This is a genomic window from Streptomyces sp. NPDC054770, from assembly GCF_053611985.1.
Genome location: NZ_JBSHBL010000016.1, coordinates 75,932 through 91,940, shown reverse-complemented (window position 1 = coordinate 91,940; position 16,009 = coordinate 75,932). Strand labels below are relative to the sequence as shown.

Below are 16,009 nucleotides of genomic sequence, written 5' to 3'. Positions count from 1 at the left end.
CGGTTTGTGGGCCGGGGCCCGGATCACGGATGATGATCTCGGCAAAGGCCGGGGCAGAGTGGGCCTACCGGGCCGTGAACGGCCGGTGAACAAGCAGTCCTCACCATCCGCTAACCTCTGCCGAATGCCACCCGGGGGCCGCCAGGTACACCGCGCCCCGCCACGCAGGAGAAACCGGCGCGCCGTGCGCCGCACCCAGGGAGTGAGTTCGGTTGTCGACCGCCATCGTCACCGGTCAGCCGGTCCCCGGATCGTCACTGGAGACCGATCTGCGGGCACTCGGCTTCGAGGTGCTCGCGGCCACTGACGCCGCCGACGCCCGGAACCTCCTCGCGGCCGTACCCGCCGACCGGCGCGTGGCCCTCGTCGACGCCCGCTTCGTCGGCCACCTGCACGCCCTGCGCCTCGGCCTGACCGACCCGCGCTTCCCGCTCGCCGCGATCCCCGGCGCCGTCACCGCCCAGCCGGCCGGCCGCCAGGCTCTCGGCCGGGCGCTGGCCCGGGAGGCCGCCGCGGGCGGCGGCACCGACCTCGCCGTCGACGGCCTGGTCACCGCCCTGGACGCCGACGTCCACCGCCCCGAGCTGGGCAGTCTCGTCGCCGCCGTCCCCGACGACCCGCAGGCCCGCAACGAGGTACGGCAGGCCGTCGCCGCCGTCGACGACGAGGCCGTCCGCCTGAAGTCGGCCGTGAAGTCCCGCGACGGCTTCTTCACCACCTTCTTCATCAGCCCGTACTCCCGGTACATCGCCCGCTGGTGCGCCCGGCGCGGACTGACCCCGAACCAGGTCACCACCGCCTCGCTGCTCACCGCCCTGATCGCGGCGGCCTGCGCGGCCACCGGCACCCGGATCGGCTTCGTCGCCGCGGGCGCCCTGCTGATCTGCTCGTTCGTCCTGGACTGCACGGACGGCCAGCTCGCCCGCTACTCCCTCCAGTACTCCACGCTGGGCGCCTGGCTGGACGCCACCTTCGACCGGGCCAAGGAGTACGCCTACTACGCCGGCCTCGCCCTGGGCGCCGCACGCGGCGGCGATGACGTCTGGGCGCTGGCGCTGGGCGCGATGATCCTGCAGACCTGCCGGCACGTGGTCGACTTCTCCTTCAACGAGGCCAACCACGACGCCACCGCCAACACCAGCCCCACCGCCGCGCTCTCCGACAAGCTGGACAGCGTCGGCTGGACGGTGTGGGTGCGCCGGATGATAGTCCTGCCCATCGGCGAACGGTGGGCCCTGATAGCCGTCCTGACGGCGGCCACGACCCCGCGGATCACCTTCTACGTGCTGCTGGTCGGCTGTGCCTTCGCGGCGACCTACACCACGGCCGGGCGGGTGCTGCGGTCGCTGACCCGGAAGGCCAGGCGCACCGACCGGGCGGCGAAGGCACTCGCGGACCTGGCCGACAACGGCCCCCTCGCGGGAATCGTGTCCCGCGCCGGCGGGCGTACCCCGATCGGCAACCCGCTCATCCTGGCGCTCGCCGGAGTGGCGGTTCTCACCGCCTCCCTTCTCTCCGGGGTGACCTGGGCGCCGGTCGTGGGTGCCTTCGTCTACGCCGTCGCCTCCGGCCGGGCCCTCGCCGGCCCCCTCAAGGGCGCCCTCGACTGGCTGCTCCCGCCCCTCTTCCGCGCCGCCGAGTACGGCACCGTGCTCATCCTCGCAAGTAAAGCCGGGGTAAACGGAGCCCTTCCTGCGGCTTTCGGCCTGGTGGCCGCCGTCGCCTACCATCACTACGACACGGTGTACCGCATCCGCGGCGACGCCGGGGCGCCACCGGCCTGGCTGGTACGTGCCGTCGGGGGGCAGGAGGGGCGAACGCTGCTCGTCACGGTCCTGGCCGCGGCACTCACCGCCGCGCAGTTCAAGGTCGCGCTCACGGTCCTCGCCGTGGTCGTGGCCGGGCTGGTGCTCGTCGAGAGCATCCGCTTCTGGGTGTCCGCAGGGGCTCCCGCCGTACACGATGAAGGAGAACCCGCATGATCGGCCTCGTGCTGGCGGCCGGCGCCGGACGGCGTCTGCGCCCCTACACCGACAGCCTGCCCAAGGCGCTGGTGCCGGTGGGGCCCGCCGGGATAGAGGACTCGATCACGGTGCTCGACCTGACCCTCGGCAACTTCGCCGAGATCGGCCTGACCGAGGTCGCGATCATCGTCGGCTACCGCAAGGAGGCCGTCTACGAGCGCGAGGCGGCCCTGGAGGCCAAGTACGGCCTCCAGCTCACCCTCATCGACAACGACAAGGCCGAGGAGTGGAACAACGCCTACTCCCTCTGGTGCGGCCGTGACGCCCTCAAGGACGGCGTGATCCTCGCCAACGGCGACACCGTCCACCCGGTCTCCGTCGAGAAGACGCTGCTCGCCGCCCGCGGCGACGGCAAGAAGATCATCCTTGCGCTCGACACCGTCAAGTCCCTCGCGGACGAGGAGATGAAGGTCGTCGTCGGCGCCGACCAGGGCATGACGAAGATCACCAAGCTGATGGACCCCGCCGAGGCCACCGGCGAGTACATCGGCGTCACGCTCATCGAGGGCGACGCGGCCCCCGAGCTCGCCGACGCGCTGAAGGCGGTCTGGGAGACCGACCCGCAGCAGTTCTACGAGCACGGCTACCAGGAGCTGGTCAACCGCGGCTTCCGGATCGACGTGGCGCCCATCGGCGACGTCCGGTGGGTCGAGATCGACAACCACGACGATCTCGCCAGGGGACGGGAGATCGCGTGCCAGTACTGACCCGGCTGATCCCCTCGCCGGTCGTCGTGGACATCCGCCCGGGTGCCCTGGACGACCTCGCGAGCGTGCTCGCCGACGAGCGCATCTCGCACTCCGGGCGGCTCGCCGTCGCCGTCAGCGGCGGCTCCGGTTCGAAGCTGCGCGAGCGCGTCTCGCCGAGCCTGCCCGGCGCCACCTGGTACGAGGTGGGCGGCGGCACCCTCGACGACGCGATCCGGCTGGCCGGCGAGATCAAGGCCGGCCGCTACGACGCGGTCGTCGGCCTCGGCGGCGGCAAGATCATCGACTGCGCGAAGTTCGCCGCGGCCCGGGTGGGCCTGCCGCTGGTCGCCGTGCCGACGAACCTCGCGCACGACGGTCTGTGCTCGCCGGTCGCCACCCTCGACAACGACGCGGGCCGCGGCTCCTACGGTGTGCCGAACCCGATCGCGGTCGTCATCGACCTCGACGTCATCCGGGAGGCTCCGGCGCGCTTCGTGCGCTCGGGCATCGGCGACGCCGTCTCCAACATCTCGGCGATCGCGGACTGGGAGCTGTCCCACCGCGTCAACGGCGAGAAGATCGACGGTCTGGCGGCCGCCATGGCCCGGCAGGCCGGCGAGGCGGTGCTGCGCCACCCGGGCGGCATCGGCGAGAACAATTTCCTCCAGGTCCTCGCCGAGGCCCTGGTGCTCAGTGGCATCGCCATGTCGGTGTCGGGCGACTCCCGCCCGTCCTCCGGCGCCTGCCACGAGATCAACCACGCCTTCGACCTGCTGTTCCCGAGGCGTGCCGCCAGTCATGGCGAGCAGTGCGGGCTCGGCGCGGCCTTCGCGATGTTCCTGCGCGGAGCCCACGAGGAGTCCGTGTACATGGCCGATGTGCTGCGCCGGCACGGACTGCCGGTGCTGCCGGAGGAGATCGGCTTCACCGTGGACGAGTTCGTCCGGGTCGTGGAGTTCGCTCCGGAGACCCGGCCCGGCCGCTACACCATCCTCGAACACCTCGACCTCAAGACCCACCAGATCAAGGACATCTACGTCGACTATGTCAAGGCCATCGGTAGCTGAACTCCGTCCGGTCGTGCACCCCGCTGGGGTCAAGGACCGGCGCAGCGGTGAGCACTGGATGGGACGCCTCTACATGCGCGAGGTGTCCCTGCGGGTGGACCGCTACCTGGTGAACACCAGGGTCACGCCCAACCAGCTCACGTACCTGATGACCGTCTTCGGCGTGCTTGCGGCCCCGGCCCTGCTGGTGCCGGGGATCACGGGCGCCGTGCTCGGTGTCGTCTGCGTCCAGATGTACCTGCTCCTCGACTGCGTCGACGGCGAGGTCGCGCGCTGGAAGCAGCAGTACTCGCTGGGCGGGGTCTACCTCGACCGGGTCGGCGCGTACCTCACCGACGCGGCCGTTCTGGTCGGGCTCGGACTGCGCGCCGCCGACCTGTTCGGCAGCGGCCGTATCGACTGGCTGTGGGCCTTCCTCGGCACCCTGGCCGCGCTCGGCGCCATCCTGATCAAGGCCGAGACCGACCTGGTCGGCGTCGCCCGCCACCAGGCCGGCCTGCCGGTGGTCAAGGAGGCCGCCGCCGAGATGCGCTCCTCCGGGATGGCGCTGGCCCGCCGGGCCGCCGCCCTGCTCCGGTTCCACCGGCTCATCCTCGGCATCGAGGCGTCCCTGCTCATCCTGGTCCTCGCCATCGTCGACCAGGTCCGCGGCGACCTCTTCTTCACCCGCCTGGGCACCGCCGTGCTCGCCGGTATCGCGCTGCTGCAGACCCTGCTGCACCTGGTCTCGGTCCTCGCGTCGAGCAGGCTGCGATGAGCGCCGGACCGAAGGTCGGCGCGGTCGTCATCACCATGGGCAACCGCCCCGACGAACTGCGCGCCCTCCTCGACTCGGTCGCCAAGCAGCACGGTGACCCGGTCGAGGTGGTCGTCGTCGGCAACGGCTCGCCCGTGCCGGACGTCCCCGAGGGCGTCCGCACCCTGGAGCTGCCCGAGAACCTCGGCATCCCCGGCGGCCGCAACGTCGGCATAGAGGCCTTCGGCCCCAGCGGTCGCGATGTCGACATATTGCTCTTCCTGGACGACGACGGCCTGCTCGCCGAGCACGACACCGCCGAGCTGTGCCGCCAGGCCTTCGACGCCGACTCGAAGCTCGGCATCATCAGCTTCCGCATCGCCGATCCGGACACCGGTCAGACCCAGCGCCGGCACGTGCCGCGGCTGCGGGCCTCCGACCCGATGCGCTCCTCCCGGGTCACCACCTTCCTCGGCGGCGCCAACGCCGTCCGCACCCAGGTCCTCGCCGAGGTCGGCGGCCTGCCGGACGAGTTCTTCTACGCCCACGAGGAGACCGACCTGGCCTGGCGGGCCCTGGACGCCGGCTGGATGATCGACTACCGCTCCGACATGGTGCTGTACCACCCCACCACCGCCCCCTCCCGGCACGCGGTCTACCACCGGATGGTCGCCCGCAACCGGGTCTGGCTGGCCCGCCGCAACCTGCCCGCCCTCCTGGTCCCGGTCTACCTCGGGGTGTGGCTGCTGCTGACCCTGGTGCGCCGCCCCTCCCGCCCGGCCCTGCACGCCTGGTTCGCCGGCTTCCGGGAGGGCTGGACCACCTCGTGCGGACCCCGCCGCCCCATGCGCTGGCGGACCGTGTGGAAACTCACGCGACTGGGCCGTCCCCCGGTGATCTGACAAGCTCGAAGGTGCGTGTCCGCGCGCAACGGCGTGCGGACACCCCCGGGACTGTGTCCGATGGCGCGGACGTGTCGCGCCTAGTAGCACAATTCCGTAAGACGAACGTAAGACGAATCCGAAGACGGATCCAAAGAAGAATCCGCAGCCGGATCCGGAGACGAAGGCATCCACCCTTGAGTGAGACAACGCATGACGGCGGGATCGCGGTGAGCGCGGTGCCGTCGCCCGACGAGGGCCTCACGGCGGCACAGCTCGCCGGCCGCTACGGGCTCGCGGTGAGCGGCGCACGCCCCTCGCTCGTCGAGTACGTACGCCAGCTCTGGGGACGGCGCCACTTCATCCTGGCCTTCTCGCAGGCGAAGCTCACGGCCCAGTACAGCCAGGCCAAGCTCGGCCAGCTCTGGCAGGTGGCCACGCCGCTGCTGAACGCGGCCGTGTACTACTTCATCTTCGGCGTCATCCTGCACGCCAGCCGCGGCATGTCGCAGGACGTCTACATCCCGTTCCTGGTCACCGGCGTGTTCACCTTCACGTTCACGCAGAGCTCGATCATGACGGGCGTGCGGGCGATCTCCGGCAACCTCGGTCTGGTGCGCGCGCTGCACTTCCCGCGCGCCTCGCTGCCGATCTCCTTCGCGCTCCAGCAGCTCCAGCAGCTGCTGTTCTCGATGATCGTCATGGTCGCCGTGGTGGTCGGGTTCGGCAGCCGCCCGGGCCTGTCCTGGGTGCTGGTCGTCCCGATCCTGTTCCTGCTGTTCCTCTTCAACACGGGACTGGCCCTGATCGTGGCCCGGATGGGAGCCAAGACCCCGGACCTCGCCCAGCTGCTGCCGTTCGTCCTGCGCACCTGGATGTACATGTCCGGTGTGATGTTCTCGATCACCAAGATGATGGAGGGCCGGCCGGAGTGGGCGCGCACGCTCCTCCAGGTCAACCCCGCCACCGTCTTCATGGACCTGATGCGCTTCGCCCTCATCGACGGCTACGGCGCATCCAACCTCCCGCCGCACGTCTGGGCCGTCGCCCTGTCCTGGGCCGTGGTCGTGTTCGTCGGCGGTTTCGTGTACTTCTGGAAGGCGGAGGAGCGGTACGGCCGTGGCTGATCTGAACGACGTGGCACAGAACCACGGGGAGCAGAACCACGGGGAGCGGATCCCCACCGTCATCGCGGAGGACGTGCACATCGTCTACCGGGTCAACGGCGCCAAGACCGGCAAGGGCAGCGCCACGGTCGCTCTCAGCCGCATCTTCAAGCGCGGCGACGACCGGGGCGTCCGCAAGGTGCACGCCGTCCGCGGGGTCTCCTTCGTCGCCTACCGGGGCGAGGCCATCGGCCTGATCGGCTCCAACGGCTCCGGCAAGTCCACCCTGCTGCGCGCCATCGCCGGCCTGCTGCCCGCCGAGAAGGGCAGGGTCTACACCAACGGCCAGCCCTCGCTGCTCGGCGTCAACGCGGCCCTGATGAACGACCTCACGGGCGAGCGCAACGTCATCCTGGGCGGCCTCGCCATGGGCATGTCCCGGGAGGACATCAGGGCGCGCTACCAGGAGATCGTGGAGTTCTCCGGCATCAACGACAAGGGCGACTTCATCACCCTGCCCATGCGCACCTACTCGTCCGGCATGGCGGCCCGGCTCCGCTTCTCCATCGCCGCCGCCAAGGACCACGACGTCCTCATGATCGACGAGGCCCTGGCCACCGGTGACGCGGCGTTCCGCAAGCGCTCCGAGGACCGGATCCGCGAACTGCGCGAGCACGCGGGCACGGTGTTTCTGGTCAGTCACAACAACAAGTCGATCCGCGACACCTGCGACCGTGTCCTGTGGCTGGAGCGCGGTGAGCTGCGCATGGACGGCCCGACCGAAGAGGTGCTCCAGGAGTACGAGAAGTTCACGGGCAAGTAGCCCTGTGCGGCAGGGGCCCCGCCGGAACCTTTCCGGCGGGGCCCCGCGTCTGCAAAGGAAACGTCAACTCCAGCTCGCCTTAGGAATCTTGACGCCAATCGGTGTGTTGTTGTGATCTGCGGGACACCCCGACGAACCTCGATGCGTTGTACAACGTAAGCTGTACCGGTCCCGGAAAGCGGCAAGTGGGGCGATAATGCGCGACACCCTCCGCCGGGCCGCCCTGCGGAATGCCGGGCGGCGTGTCCGAAATAGTGTGTATTGGGTCGGCAGTGTAGAACGGGAGATGTGACGGCAATGGCTACGGAAACTCCCCAGCTCAACCCAGGCCGCGCCGTCCATGCCCCGGGCAGCGAACGGTGACGGCAGCCGGCCCGGTGCGCACCGGAGACCCGGAGCGCGGCACCCTGGACAAGGCCGCGGACGAGAACTTCCCCGTGGCCCCCTTCTTCCTGCCGAAAGCCTGGCGCGACGATCTGATGGCGGTGTACGGCTTCGCCCGCCTCGTCGACGACATCGGCGACGGCGACCTGGCCCCCGGCGGCGCCGACGCCCGCCTCCTCGGGGTCTCACCGGAGCAGGCCGAGGACCGCCTGGTCCTGCTCGACGCCTTCGAGGCCGACCTGCACCGCGTCTTCGACGGCACCCCGTACCACCCCCTGCTGCGCAGGCTCAAGCCGACCGTCCGCCGCCGCGCGCTGACCCCCGAGCCGTTCCTCGGGCTGGTCGCCGCCAACCGCCAGGACCAGCTCGTCAAGCGGTACGAGACCTACGACGACCTCCTCGCCTACTGCGAGCTGTCCGCCAATCCCGTCGGCCGCCTGGTCCTCGCCGTCACCGGCACCGCGACCCCCGAGCGGATCCGGCTCTCCGACGCGATCTGCACCGCACTGCAGATCGTCGAACACCTCCAGGACGTGGCCGAGGACCTCGGCCGCGACCGGATCTATCTGCCCGCTGAGGACATGAAGCGCTTTCACGTCCAGGAGGCGGATCTCGCCAGGAAAACCACGGGCGCATCGGTGCGTGCACTGGTTGCATACGAAGCACAACGCGCCCGCGATCTCCTGAATGAAGGCGCCCCCCTTGTGGGTAGCGTCCACGGCAGGTTGAAGCTGCTGCTCGCGGGGTTCGTGGCGGGGGGAAGGGCGGCGATCGAAGCGATCGCCGCCGCCGAATACGACGTACTTCCCGGCCCGCCCAAGCCCGGCAAGGGCCGGTTGCTGCGTGAGGTGGGCGTGACTCTGCGAGGAGAGGGGTGATCCGGACCGTGGACTCTCCCACACACGTGTCCGCACCGGTACTCGCCGCCTACAGCTACTGCGAGACCGTCACCGGACAGCAGGCGAGGAACTTCGCCTACGGCATCAGGCTGCTGCCCGCGCCGAAGCGGCGCGCCATGTCGGCGCTCTACGCCTTCTCGCGGCGCGTCGACGACATCGGCGACGGAGAGCTGGCGGACGACGTGAAGACGGCCCGCCTGGAGGACACCCGGGCGCTGCTCGCCCGGGTCCAGGAGGGCGCCGTCGCCGAGGACGACACCGACCCGGTCGCGGTCGCCCTCGCGCATGCCGCCCAGGCCTTCCCGATCCCGCTCGGCGGCCTGGACGAGCTGATCGACGGCGTGCTGATGGACGTACGCGGCGAGCACTACGAGACCTGGGACGACCTCAAGGTCTACTGCCGCTGCGTGGCCGGCGCCATCGGCCGGCTCTCGCTCGGTGTCTTCGGTACCGAACCGGGGGCGCGCGGCGCCGAGCGCGCGCCGGAGTACGCCGACACACTCGGGCTCGCACTCCAGCTCACCAACATCCTCAGAGACGTCCGCGAGGACGCCGGCAACGGCCGTACCTACCTGCCCTCCGACGACCTCGCCAAGTTCGGCTGCTCGGCCGGGTTCCACGGGCCGACCCCGCCGGAGGGCTCCGACTTCGCGGGTCTCGTGCACTTCGAAGTACGGCGCGCCCGTGCCCTTTTCGCCGAGGGCTACCGGCTGCTGCCCATGCTCGACCGGCGCAGCGGCGCCTGTGTCGCCGCCATGGCCGGCATCTACCGCCGGCTGCTCGACCGCATCGAGCGCGAACCGGAGGCGGTGCTGCGCGGCCGGGTCTCGCTGCCCGGGCGCGAGAAGGCGTATGTCGCCGTGCGCGGGCTGTCCGGGCTCGACACCCGGCGCCACACCTCCCGGCTGACCGCCAGGAGGCGTGCCTGATGGACAGAGTGGGGCAAGGTGACTCCACCGGAGGAAAACGGCAGGCAACCCTCCGGCACGGGGTGGCGTCCCTGACTGCGACGGCCCGCCCTGCCCCGTTCCACCGGCGCGGCGGTAAGGCAGGAGAGGCGACACGATGACCGACGGCACGCGATCCGAAGGGACGCACGACGACATCCCGTCCGGGCGCACCGCCGTCGTGATCGGCGGCGGACTCGCCGGCATCACGGCCGCGCTCGCGCTCGCCGACGCGGGCGTGCGCGTGACGTTGCTCGAAGGCAGGCCGCGCCTGGGCGGGCTCGCCTTCTCCTTCCAGCGCGGCGACCTGACCGTGGACAACGGCCAGCACGTGTACCTGCGTTGCTGCACCGCCTACCGCTGGTTCCTCGACCGCATCGAGGGCACGGCGCTGGCACCGGTGCAGGCCCGCCTCGACGTGCCCGTGCTCGACCTCGCCAAGCCGGAGGGGCGGCGCCTGGGCAGGCTGCGGCGCGACCCGCTGCCCGTACCCCTGCACCTGGGGCGCAGCCTGGCCGCCTATCCGCACCTCTCGCTCGCCGAGCGGGCCGGCGTGGGGCGTGCCGCGCTCGCGCTCAAGGGGCTCGACCTCGCCGATCCGAGCCTGGACGCACAGGACTTCGGCAGCTGGCTGGCCGCCCACGGCCAGTCGGCGCGTGCCATCGAGGCCCTGTGGGACCTGGTCGGGGTCGCCACCCTCAACGCGGTCGCGGGCGACGCCTCGCTGGGGCTCGCCGCGATGGTGTTCAAGACCGGTCTGCTGTCCGACCCGGGCGCGGCCGACATCGGCTGGGCCCATGTGCCGCTGGGCGAACTGCACGACCGGCTGGCCCGCAAGGCGCTCGACTCCGCGGGCGTGCGTACCGAGGTCCGTACACGCGTCACCTCCGTCTCCACTAACGAGAACGGCACCTGGAGCGTTCAGGTTCCCGGCGAGACACTCACCGCCGACGCCGTCGTGCTCGCCGTCGCCCAGCGCGAGGCGTACGACCTGCTGCCGGCCGGTGCCCTCGACGCCCCGGAGAACCTGCTGGAGATCGGCACCGCGCCGATCCTCAACGTCCATGTGGTCTACGACCGTACGGTGCTCACCAAGCCGTTCTTCGCGGCCCTCGGCACCCCGGTCCAGTGGGTGTTCGACCGCACCCACGCCTCCGGGCTGCGTGAGGGCCAGTACCTCGCGCTGTCCCAGTCGGCCGCCCAGGACGAGATCGACACCCCCGTGGCCGACCTGCGCGAGCGGTATCTGCCCGAGCTGGAACGGCTGTTGCCCGGTGCGCGCGGCGCCGGGGTGCGGGACTTCTTCGTGACCCGGGAGCGCACCGCGACGTTCGCCCCCACCCCCGGCGTCGGGCGGCTGCGGCCCGGCGCCCGCACCAAGGCATCCGGCCTCTACCTGGCCGGAGCGTGGACCGCCACCGGGTGGCCCGCGACCATGGAGAGTGCGGTCCGCAGCGGTGTGAGCGCGGCGGACGCCGTGCTGGGCACCCTGGGCCGGCCCCGCCCCCGTCACCTCTTCGAGTTCGAGGAGGCGGCGTGACGCTCGATCAGCAGGCGGCAGGCCCCCGCACCCCCGGTACCGCAACAAGAGGAGAGACTGTGCCCACTGTGCCCCCGGCCGAGACGGCCGCTCGAGCGACCGCAGTGGACGTGACCGCGCTCCTGGAGCGCGGCCGGACCCTTGCCACACCGGTACTGCGGGCGGCTGTCGACCGCCTGGCCTCCCCCATGGACACCGTGGCCGCCTACCACTTCGGCTGGATCGACGCCGAGGGCAACCCCGCCGACGGCGACGGCGGCAAGGCCGTACGCCCCGCGCTCGCCGTGCTCTCCGCCGAGGTCACCGGTGCCGCCCCCGAGGTCGGCATCCCCGGAGCCGTCGCCGTCGAACTCGTCCACAACTTCTCTCTCCTCCACGACGACCTGATGGACGGCGACGAACAGCGCCGGCACCGCGACACCGTCTGGAAGGTGCACGGCCCCGCCCAGGCCATCCTGGTCGGCGACGCCCTGTTCGCCCTCGCCAACGAGGTCCTGCTTGAACTCGGCACCGTCGAGGCCGGGCGGGCCACCCGGCGGCTCACCACCGCGACCCGCGCCCTGATCGACGGCCAGGCCCAGGACATCTCCTACGAGCACCGCGACCGGGTCAGCGTCGAGGAGTGCCTGGAGATGGAGGGCAACAAGACCGGCGCCCTGCTCGCCGCCTCCAGCTCCATCGGCGCGGTGCTCGGCGGCGCCGACGACCGCACCGCCGACACCCTGGAGAAGTACGGCTACCACCTCGGCCTCGCCTTCCAGGCCGTCGACGACCTGCTCGGCATCTGGGGCGATCCGGACGCCACCGGCAAGCAGACCTGGAGCGACCTGCGCCAGCGCAAGAAGTCCCTGCCGGTGGTCGCCGCGCTCGCCGCGGGCGGGGCCGCCTCCGAGCGGCTCGGCGAGATCCTCGCCGCCGACGCCAAGAGCAGCGACTTCGAGAACTTCTCCGAGGAGGAGTTCGCCGCCCGCGCCGCCCTCATCGAGGAGGCCGGCGGCCGCGAGTGGACCGCCGAAGAGGCCCGTCGTCAGCACACCATCGCCATCGAGGCCCTGCACGCCATCGCCATGCCCGACCAGGTCCGGGCCCGGTTCACGGCGCTGGCCGACTTCGTCGTCGTACGAAAGAGATGATCATTATCGGTCGAATAGCCCTCGCGTAGTCGCCGGCCGGTGCGAGCGCGCAGCCAGCACCGGCCGACGGCGGACCCGCAGCAGAACGATTTCGTACGACTGCACGAAGGGGAAGCCATGACAGCGACGACCGACGGAAGCACCGGGGCCACCCTGCCGCCCCGGGCCGACTCGGCCAGCACCGAACTCACCACCCCCGTGGCGGCCGGGGTACAAGAAGCCGCCGAACGCGCCGTACGGCGTGCCACCGACCATCTGCTCGCCCAGCAGGACGCACAGGGCTGGTGGAAGGGCGACCTGGAGACCAACGTCACCATGGACGCCGAGGATCTGCTGCTCCGCCAGTTCCTGGGCATCCGCGACGAGGCCACGACCGCCGCCGCCGCGCTCTTCATCCGCGGCGAGCAGCGCGAGGACGGCACCTGGACCACCTTCTACGGCGGCCCCGGCGAACTCTCCACCACCATCGAGGCGTACGTCGCCCTGCGGCTGGCCGGGGACGCGCCGGACGCGCCCCACATGGCCAAGGCGTCGGCCTGGATCCGCGAGCGCGGCGGGATCGCCGCCGCCCGGGTCTTCACCCGGATCTGGCTGGCCCTGTTCGGCTGGTGGAAATGGGAGGACCTGCCCGAACTCCCGCCGGAGCTCCTGTACTTCCCCAAGTGGTTCCCGCTCAGCATCTACAACTTCGGCCAGTGGGCCCGGCAGACCATCGTGCCGCTCACCGTGGTCTCGGCCAAGCGCCCGGTGCGCCCCGCCCCCTTCCCGCTGGACGAGCTCCACACCGACCCGGCCGACCCTAACCCGCCCCAGCCGCTGGCCCCGGTGGCCAGCTGGGAAGGCGTCTTCCAGCGGCTCGACAAGGTTGTCCGCGGCTACCGCAAGGTCGCGCTGCGCCGGCTGCGCGGCTCCGCGCTCAGGTCCGCCGCCCGCTGGATCGTCGAGCGCCAGGAGAACGACGGCGCGTGGGGCGGCATCCAGCCCCCGGCCGTGTACTCGGTGATCGCCCTTTACCTGCTCGGCTACGACCTCGAACACCCCGTGATGCGCGCGGGACTTGAATCGCTGGATCGTTACGCCGTGTGGCGCGAGGACGGCGCCCGGATGATCGAGGCCTGCCAGTCGCCGGTGTGGGACACCTGCCTGGCGACCATCGCGCTCGCCGACGCGGGGCTGCCCGCCGACCACCCGCAACTCGTCAAGGCCGCCGACTGGATGCTCGGCGAGCAGATCGTGCGGCTCGGCGACTGGGCGGTCAAGCGCCCCCAGCTGCCGCCCGGCGGCTGGGCGTTCGAGTTCCACAACGACAACTACCCCGACATCGACGACACCGCCGAGGTCGTCCTCGCGCTGCGCCGGGTCCGCCACCACGACCCCGAGCGGATGGAGAAGGCCATCGGGCGCGGGGTGCGCTGGAACCTCGGCATGCAGTCGAAGAACGGCGCCTGGGGCGCGTTCGACGTCGACAACACCAGCCCGTTCCCCAACCGGCTGCCGTTCTGCGACTTCGGCGAGGTCATCGACCCGCCGTCGGCCGACGTCACCGCGCACGTCGTGGAGATGCTGGCCTTCGAGGGCATGTCCCACGACCCGCGCACCCGGCGCGGCATCGAGTGGCTGCTCGCCGAACAGGAGCCGAACGGCGCCTGGTTCGGACGCTGGGGCGTCAACTACGTCTACGGCACCGGCTCGGTGGTCCCCGCGCTCACCGCGGCCGGGCTGCCCGCCTCGCACCCGGCGATCCGGCGCGCGGTGACCTGGCTGGAGCAGGTCCAGAACGAGGACGGAGGCTGGGGCGAGGACCTGCGCTCCTACAAGTACGCCGACGACTGGAGCGGCCGCGGCGCCTCCACCGCCTCCCAGACCGCGTGGGCGCTGATGGCGCTGCTCGCGGCGGGGGAGAAGGACAGCAAGGCCGTCGAGCGGGGCGTCCGGTGGCTCGCCGAGACGCAGGCCGAGGACGGCTCCTGGGACGAGCCCTACTTCACCGGCACCGGCTTCCCCTGGGACTTCTCCATCAACTACCACCTCTACCGGCAGGTCTTCCCGCTCACCGCGCTCGGCCGCTACGTCCACGGCGAGCCCACCCCCGAGGCCGAGGGGGACTGATGAACCCCACGCCCGCGCCGGCCCCGCTGCTGATCGCCTGCGCACTCGGCATCGAGCACCTCGCCCTGCGCGCCGGGGACCGGGGGGACGCGGGCGGGCCCGTCACCGTGCTGCGCACCGGCATGGGTCCCAAGGCGGCGGAACGGTCCGTCACCCGGGTCCTGGCCGATCCCGCGTTCGCCGGTGCCGCGGTCCTGGCGACGGGCTTCTGCGCGGGGCTCGCCCCCGGGATGCACCCCGGCGACCTGGTCGTCGCCGAGGAGACCCGGGACCCCCGCGGCAGCGTCCCGTGCGTCGGCACCGAACTCCTGGTGAAGGAGCTGGTGCGGACGCTGCCCGGCCGTACCGTCCACACCGGTCCCGTCACCGGCTCCGATCACGTCGTCCGCGGTCACGAGCGGTCGGATCTGCTCGCGACCGGCGCAATCGCGGTCGACATGGAATCCGCGGCCACACTCCTGAGCGCCGTGCGCGCGGGCGAGCGCCCGGTTGCGGCCGTACGGGTGGTCGTGGACGCTCCTGAACATGAACTCGTCCGGATCGGCACGGTGCGCGGTGGAATATCTGCTTTCCGCGTTCTTCGTTCCGTTCTTCCAGCTTTCTTCGAATGGCACCGTTCTTTGCTGCTCCCCCGGAGGTGAGCCAGATGGCCATGCCGCTGCGTCAGTCGATCAAGGTCGCTACCTACTTGGCCGAACAGAAGCTTCGCAAGCGGGACAAGTTCCCGCTGATCGTGGAGCTGGAACCCCTCTTCGCGTGCAACCTGAAATGTGAGGGCTGCGGCAAGATCCAGCACCCGGCGGGGGTGTTGAAGCAGCGCATGCCGGTCGCGCAGGCGGTCGGGGCGGTGCTGGAGTCCGGTGCGCCGATGGTGTCCATCGCGGGCGGCGAACCCCTGATGCACCCTCAGATCGACGAGATCGTGCGGCAGTTGGTGGCGAAGCGGAAGTACGTCTTCCTCTGCACCAACGCGATGCTGCTGCGCAAGAAGATGGACAAGTTCACGCCCTCGCCCTACTTCGCCTTCGCGGTGCACATCGACGGGCTGCGCGAGCGGCACGACGAGTCCGTTGCGAAGGAAGGCGTGTTCGACGAGGCCGTGGCGGCCATCAAGGAGGCCAAGCGGCGCGGCTTCCGGGTGACCACCAACTCGACCTTCTTCAACACGGACACCCCGCAGACCATCATCGAGGTGCTCAACTTCCTCAACGACGACCTCAAGGTCGACGAGATGATGATCTCGCCCGCCTACGCCTACGAGAAGGCCCCCGACCAGGAGCACTTCCTCGGCGTCGAGCAGACCCGCGAACTCTTCAAGAAGGCCTTCGCGGGCGGCAACCGCAAGAAGTGGCGGCTCAACCACTCCCCGCTCTTCCTGGACTTCCTGGAGGGCAAGGTCGACTTCCCGTGCACGGCCTGGGCGATCCCGAACTACTCGCTCTTCGGCTGGCAGCGCCCCTGCTACCTGATGAGCGACGGGTACGTGCCGACGTACCGCGAACTCATCGAGAAGACCGACTGGGATAAGTACGGCCGCGGCAAGGACCCGCGCTGCGCCAACTGCATGGCGCACTGCGGCTACGAGCCCACCGCCGTCCTCGCCACCATGGGGTCGCTCAAGGAGTCCCTGCGCGCGATGCGCGAGACGGTCTCCGGGAACCGGGAGTGACG

15 protein-coding genes are annotated in these 16,009 nt (G+C 70.9%); all 15 read left to right on the top strand.

The window, feature by feature from the left end; translation table 11 throughout:
• Positions 1 to 212: 212 nt before the first annotated feature.
• The 15 genes from ACWGKQ_RS16925 (at position 213) to hpnH (ending at position 16,007) form a co-directional block, all read left to right on the top strand.
• Positions 213 to 1,982 carry a DUF5941 domain-containing protein gene (locus ACWGKQ_RS16925; protein ID WP_453292690.1) on the top strand — a complete coding sequence of 590 codons (1,770 nt, stop codon included), beginning with the start codon at positions 213 to 215 and terminating at the stop codon, positions 1,980 to 1,982.
• Positions 1,979 to 2,731 carry a phosphocholine cytidylyltransferase family protein gene (locus tag ACWGKQ_RS16920; RefSeq protein WP_453292689.1) on the top strand — a complete coding sequence of 251 codons (753 nt, stop codon included), beginning with the start codon at positions 1,979 to 1,981 and terminating at the stop codon, positions 2,729 to 2,731. The genes ACWGKQ_RS16925 and ACWGKQ_RS16920 overlap by 4 nt, the downstream gene beginning before the upstream one ends.
• Positions 2,719 to 3,780, top strand: coding sequence for an iron-containing alcohol dehydrogenase family protein (locus ACWGKQ_RS16915; RefSeq protein ID WP_453292688.1), 1,062 nt, complete (start codon positions 2,719 to 2,721; stop codon positions 3,778 to 3,780). The genes ACWGKQ_RS16920 and ACWGKQ_RS16915 overlap by 13 nt, the downstream gene beginning before the upstream one ends.
• A 13-nt stretch (positions 3,781 to 3,793) precedes the next feature.
• Positions 3,794 to 4,537 (top strand): CDP-alcohol phosphatidyltransferase family protein, encoded by a 744-nt coding sequence (locus ACWGKQ_RS16910; RefSeq protein ID WP_361290576.1) that lies wholly within the window; start codon positions 3,794 to 3,796, stop codon positions 4,535 to 4,537.
• Entirely contained in the window at positions 4,534 to 5,418 is an 885-nt protein-coding gene (locus ACWGKQ_RS16905) for a glycosyltransferase family 2 protein (RefSeq protein WP_453292687.1), read from the top strand. Before ACWGKQ_RS16910 ends, ACWGKQ_RS16905 begins: the two co-directional genes overlap by 4 nt.
• A 176-nt stretch (positions 5,419 to 5,594) precedes the next feature.
• Positions 5,595 to 6,524, top strand: coding sequence for an ABC transporter permease (locus tag ACWGKQ_RS16900; protein ID WP_453292686.1), 930 nt, complete (start codon positions 5,595 to 5,597; stop codon positions 6,522 to 6,524).
• A complete protein-coding gene (locus ACWGKQ_RS16895) occupies positions 6,517 to 7,326 on the top strand; it encodes an ABC transporter ATP-binding protein (RefSeq protein WP_453292685.1) in 810 nt (269 codons plus the stop codon). Before ACWGKQ_RS16900 ends, ACWGKQ_RS16895 begins: the two co-directional genes overlap by 8 nt.
• Positions 7,327 to 7,685: 359 nt before the next feature.
• Positions 7,686 to 8,588, top strand: a complete 903-nt coding sequence (hpnC, locus tag ACWGKQ_RS16890) for a squalene synthase HpnC (RefSeq protein ID WP_453292684.1) — start codon at positions 7,686 to 7,688, stop codon at positions 8,586 to 8,588.
• Positions 8,585 to 9,538 carry a presqualene diphosphate synthase HpnD gene (gene hpnD / locus ACWGKQ_RS16885; protein ID WP_453292683.1) on the top strand — a complete coding sequence of 318 codons (954 nt, stop codon included), beginning with the start codon at positions 8,585 to 8,587 and terminating at the stop codon, positions 9,536 to 9,538. The genes hpnC and hpnD overlap by 4 nt, the downstream gene beginning before the upstream one ends.
• Positions 9,538 to 9,678, top strand: coding sequence for a DUF6380 family protein (locus tag ACWGKQ_RS16880; protein WP_453292682.1), 141 nt, complete (start codon positions 9,538 to 9,540; stop codon positions 9,676 to 9,678). Before hpnD ends, ACWGKQ_RS16880 begins: the two co-directional genes overlap by 1 nt.
• Positions 9,675 to 11,096 carry a hydroxysqualene dehydroxylase HpnE gene (hpnE, locus tag ACWGKQ_RS16875; RefSeq protein ID WP_453292681.1) on the top strand — a complete coding sequence of 474 codons (1,422 nt, stop codon included), beginning with the start codon at positions 9,675 to 9,677 and terminating at the stop codon, positions 11,094 to 11,096. The genes ACWGKQ_RS16880 and hpnE overlap by 4 nt, the downstream gene beginning before the upstream one ends.
• 68 nt (positions 11,097 to 11,164) lie before the next feature.
• Complete coding sequence (locus ACWGKQ_RS16870) at positions 11,165 to 12,229, top strand: polyprenyl synthetase family protein (RefSeq protein WP_453292745.1); 1,065 nt, start codon at positions 11,165 to 11,167, stop codon at positions 12,227 to 12,229.
• A 117-nt stretch (positions 12,230 to 12,346) separates the two neighbouring features.
• A complete protein-coding gene (shc, locus tag ACWGKQ_RS16865; RefSeq protein ID WP_453292680.1) occupies positions 12,347 to 14,338 on the top strand; it encodes a squalene--hopene cyclase in 1,992 nt (663 codons plus the stop codon).
• A complete protein-coding gene (locus tag ACWGKQ_RS16860; protein ID WP_453292679.1) occupies positions 14,338 to 14,979 on the top strand; it encodes a phosphorylase family protein in 642 nt (213 codons plus the stop codon). The genes shc and ACWGKQ_RS16860 overlap by 1 nt, the downstream gene beginning before the upstream one ends.
• Positions 14,980 to 14,984: 5 nt before the next feature.
• A complete protein-coding gene (gene hpnH / locus ACWGKQ_RS16855) occupies positions 14,985 to 16,007 on the top strand; it encodes an adenosyl-hopene transferase HpnH (protein ID WP_132887281.1) in 1,023 nt (340 codons plus the stop codon).
• Positions 16,008 to 16,009 lie beyond the last annotated feature (2 nt).

Coding starts and splice junctions, on each gene's coding strand:
- ACWGKQ_RS16920 (WP_453292689.1), top strand. CDS start 1,979: ATGATCGGCCTCGTGCTGGCGGCCGGCGCCGGACGGCGTCTGCGCCCC.
- ACWGKQ_RS16905 (WP_453292687.1), top strand. CDS start 4,534: ATGAGCGCCGGACCGAAGGTCGGCGCGGTCGTCATCACCATGGGCAAC.
- ACWGKQ_RS16880 (WP_453292682.1), top strand. CDS start 9,538: ATGGACAGAGTGGGGCAAGGTGACTCCACCGGAGGAAAACGGCAGGCA.
- hpnE (WP_453292681.1), top strand. CDS start 9,675: ATGACCGACGGCACGCGATCCGAAGGGACGCACGACGACATCCCGTCC.
- shc (WP_453292680.1), top strand. CDS start 12,347: ATGACAGCGACGACCGACGGAAGCACCGGGGCCACCCTGCCGCCCCGG.
- ACWGKQ_RS16860 (WP_453292679.1), top strand. CDS start 14,338: ATGAACCCCACGCCCGCGCCGGCCCCGCTGCTGATCGCCTGCGCACTC.
- hpnH (WP_132887281.1), top strand. CDS start 14,985: ATGGCCATGCCGCTGCGTCAGTCGATCAAGGTCGCTACCTACTTGGCC.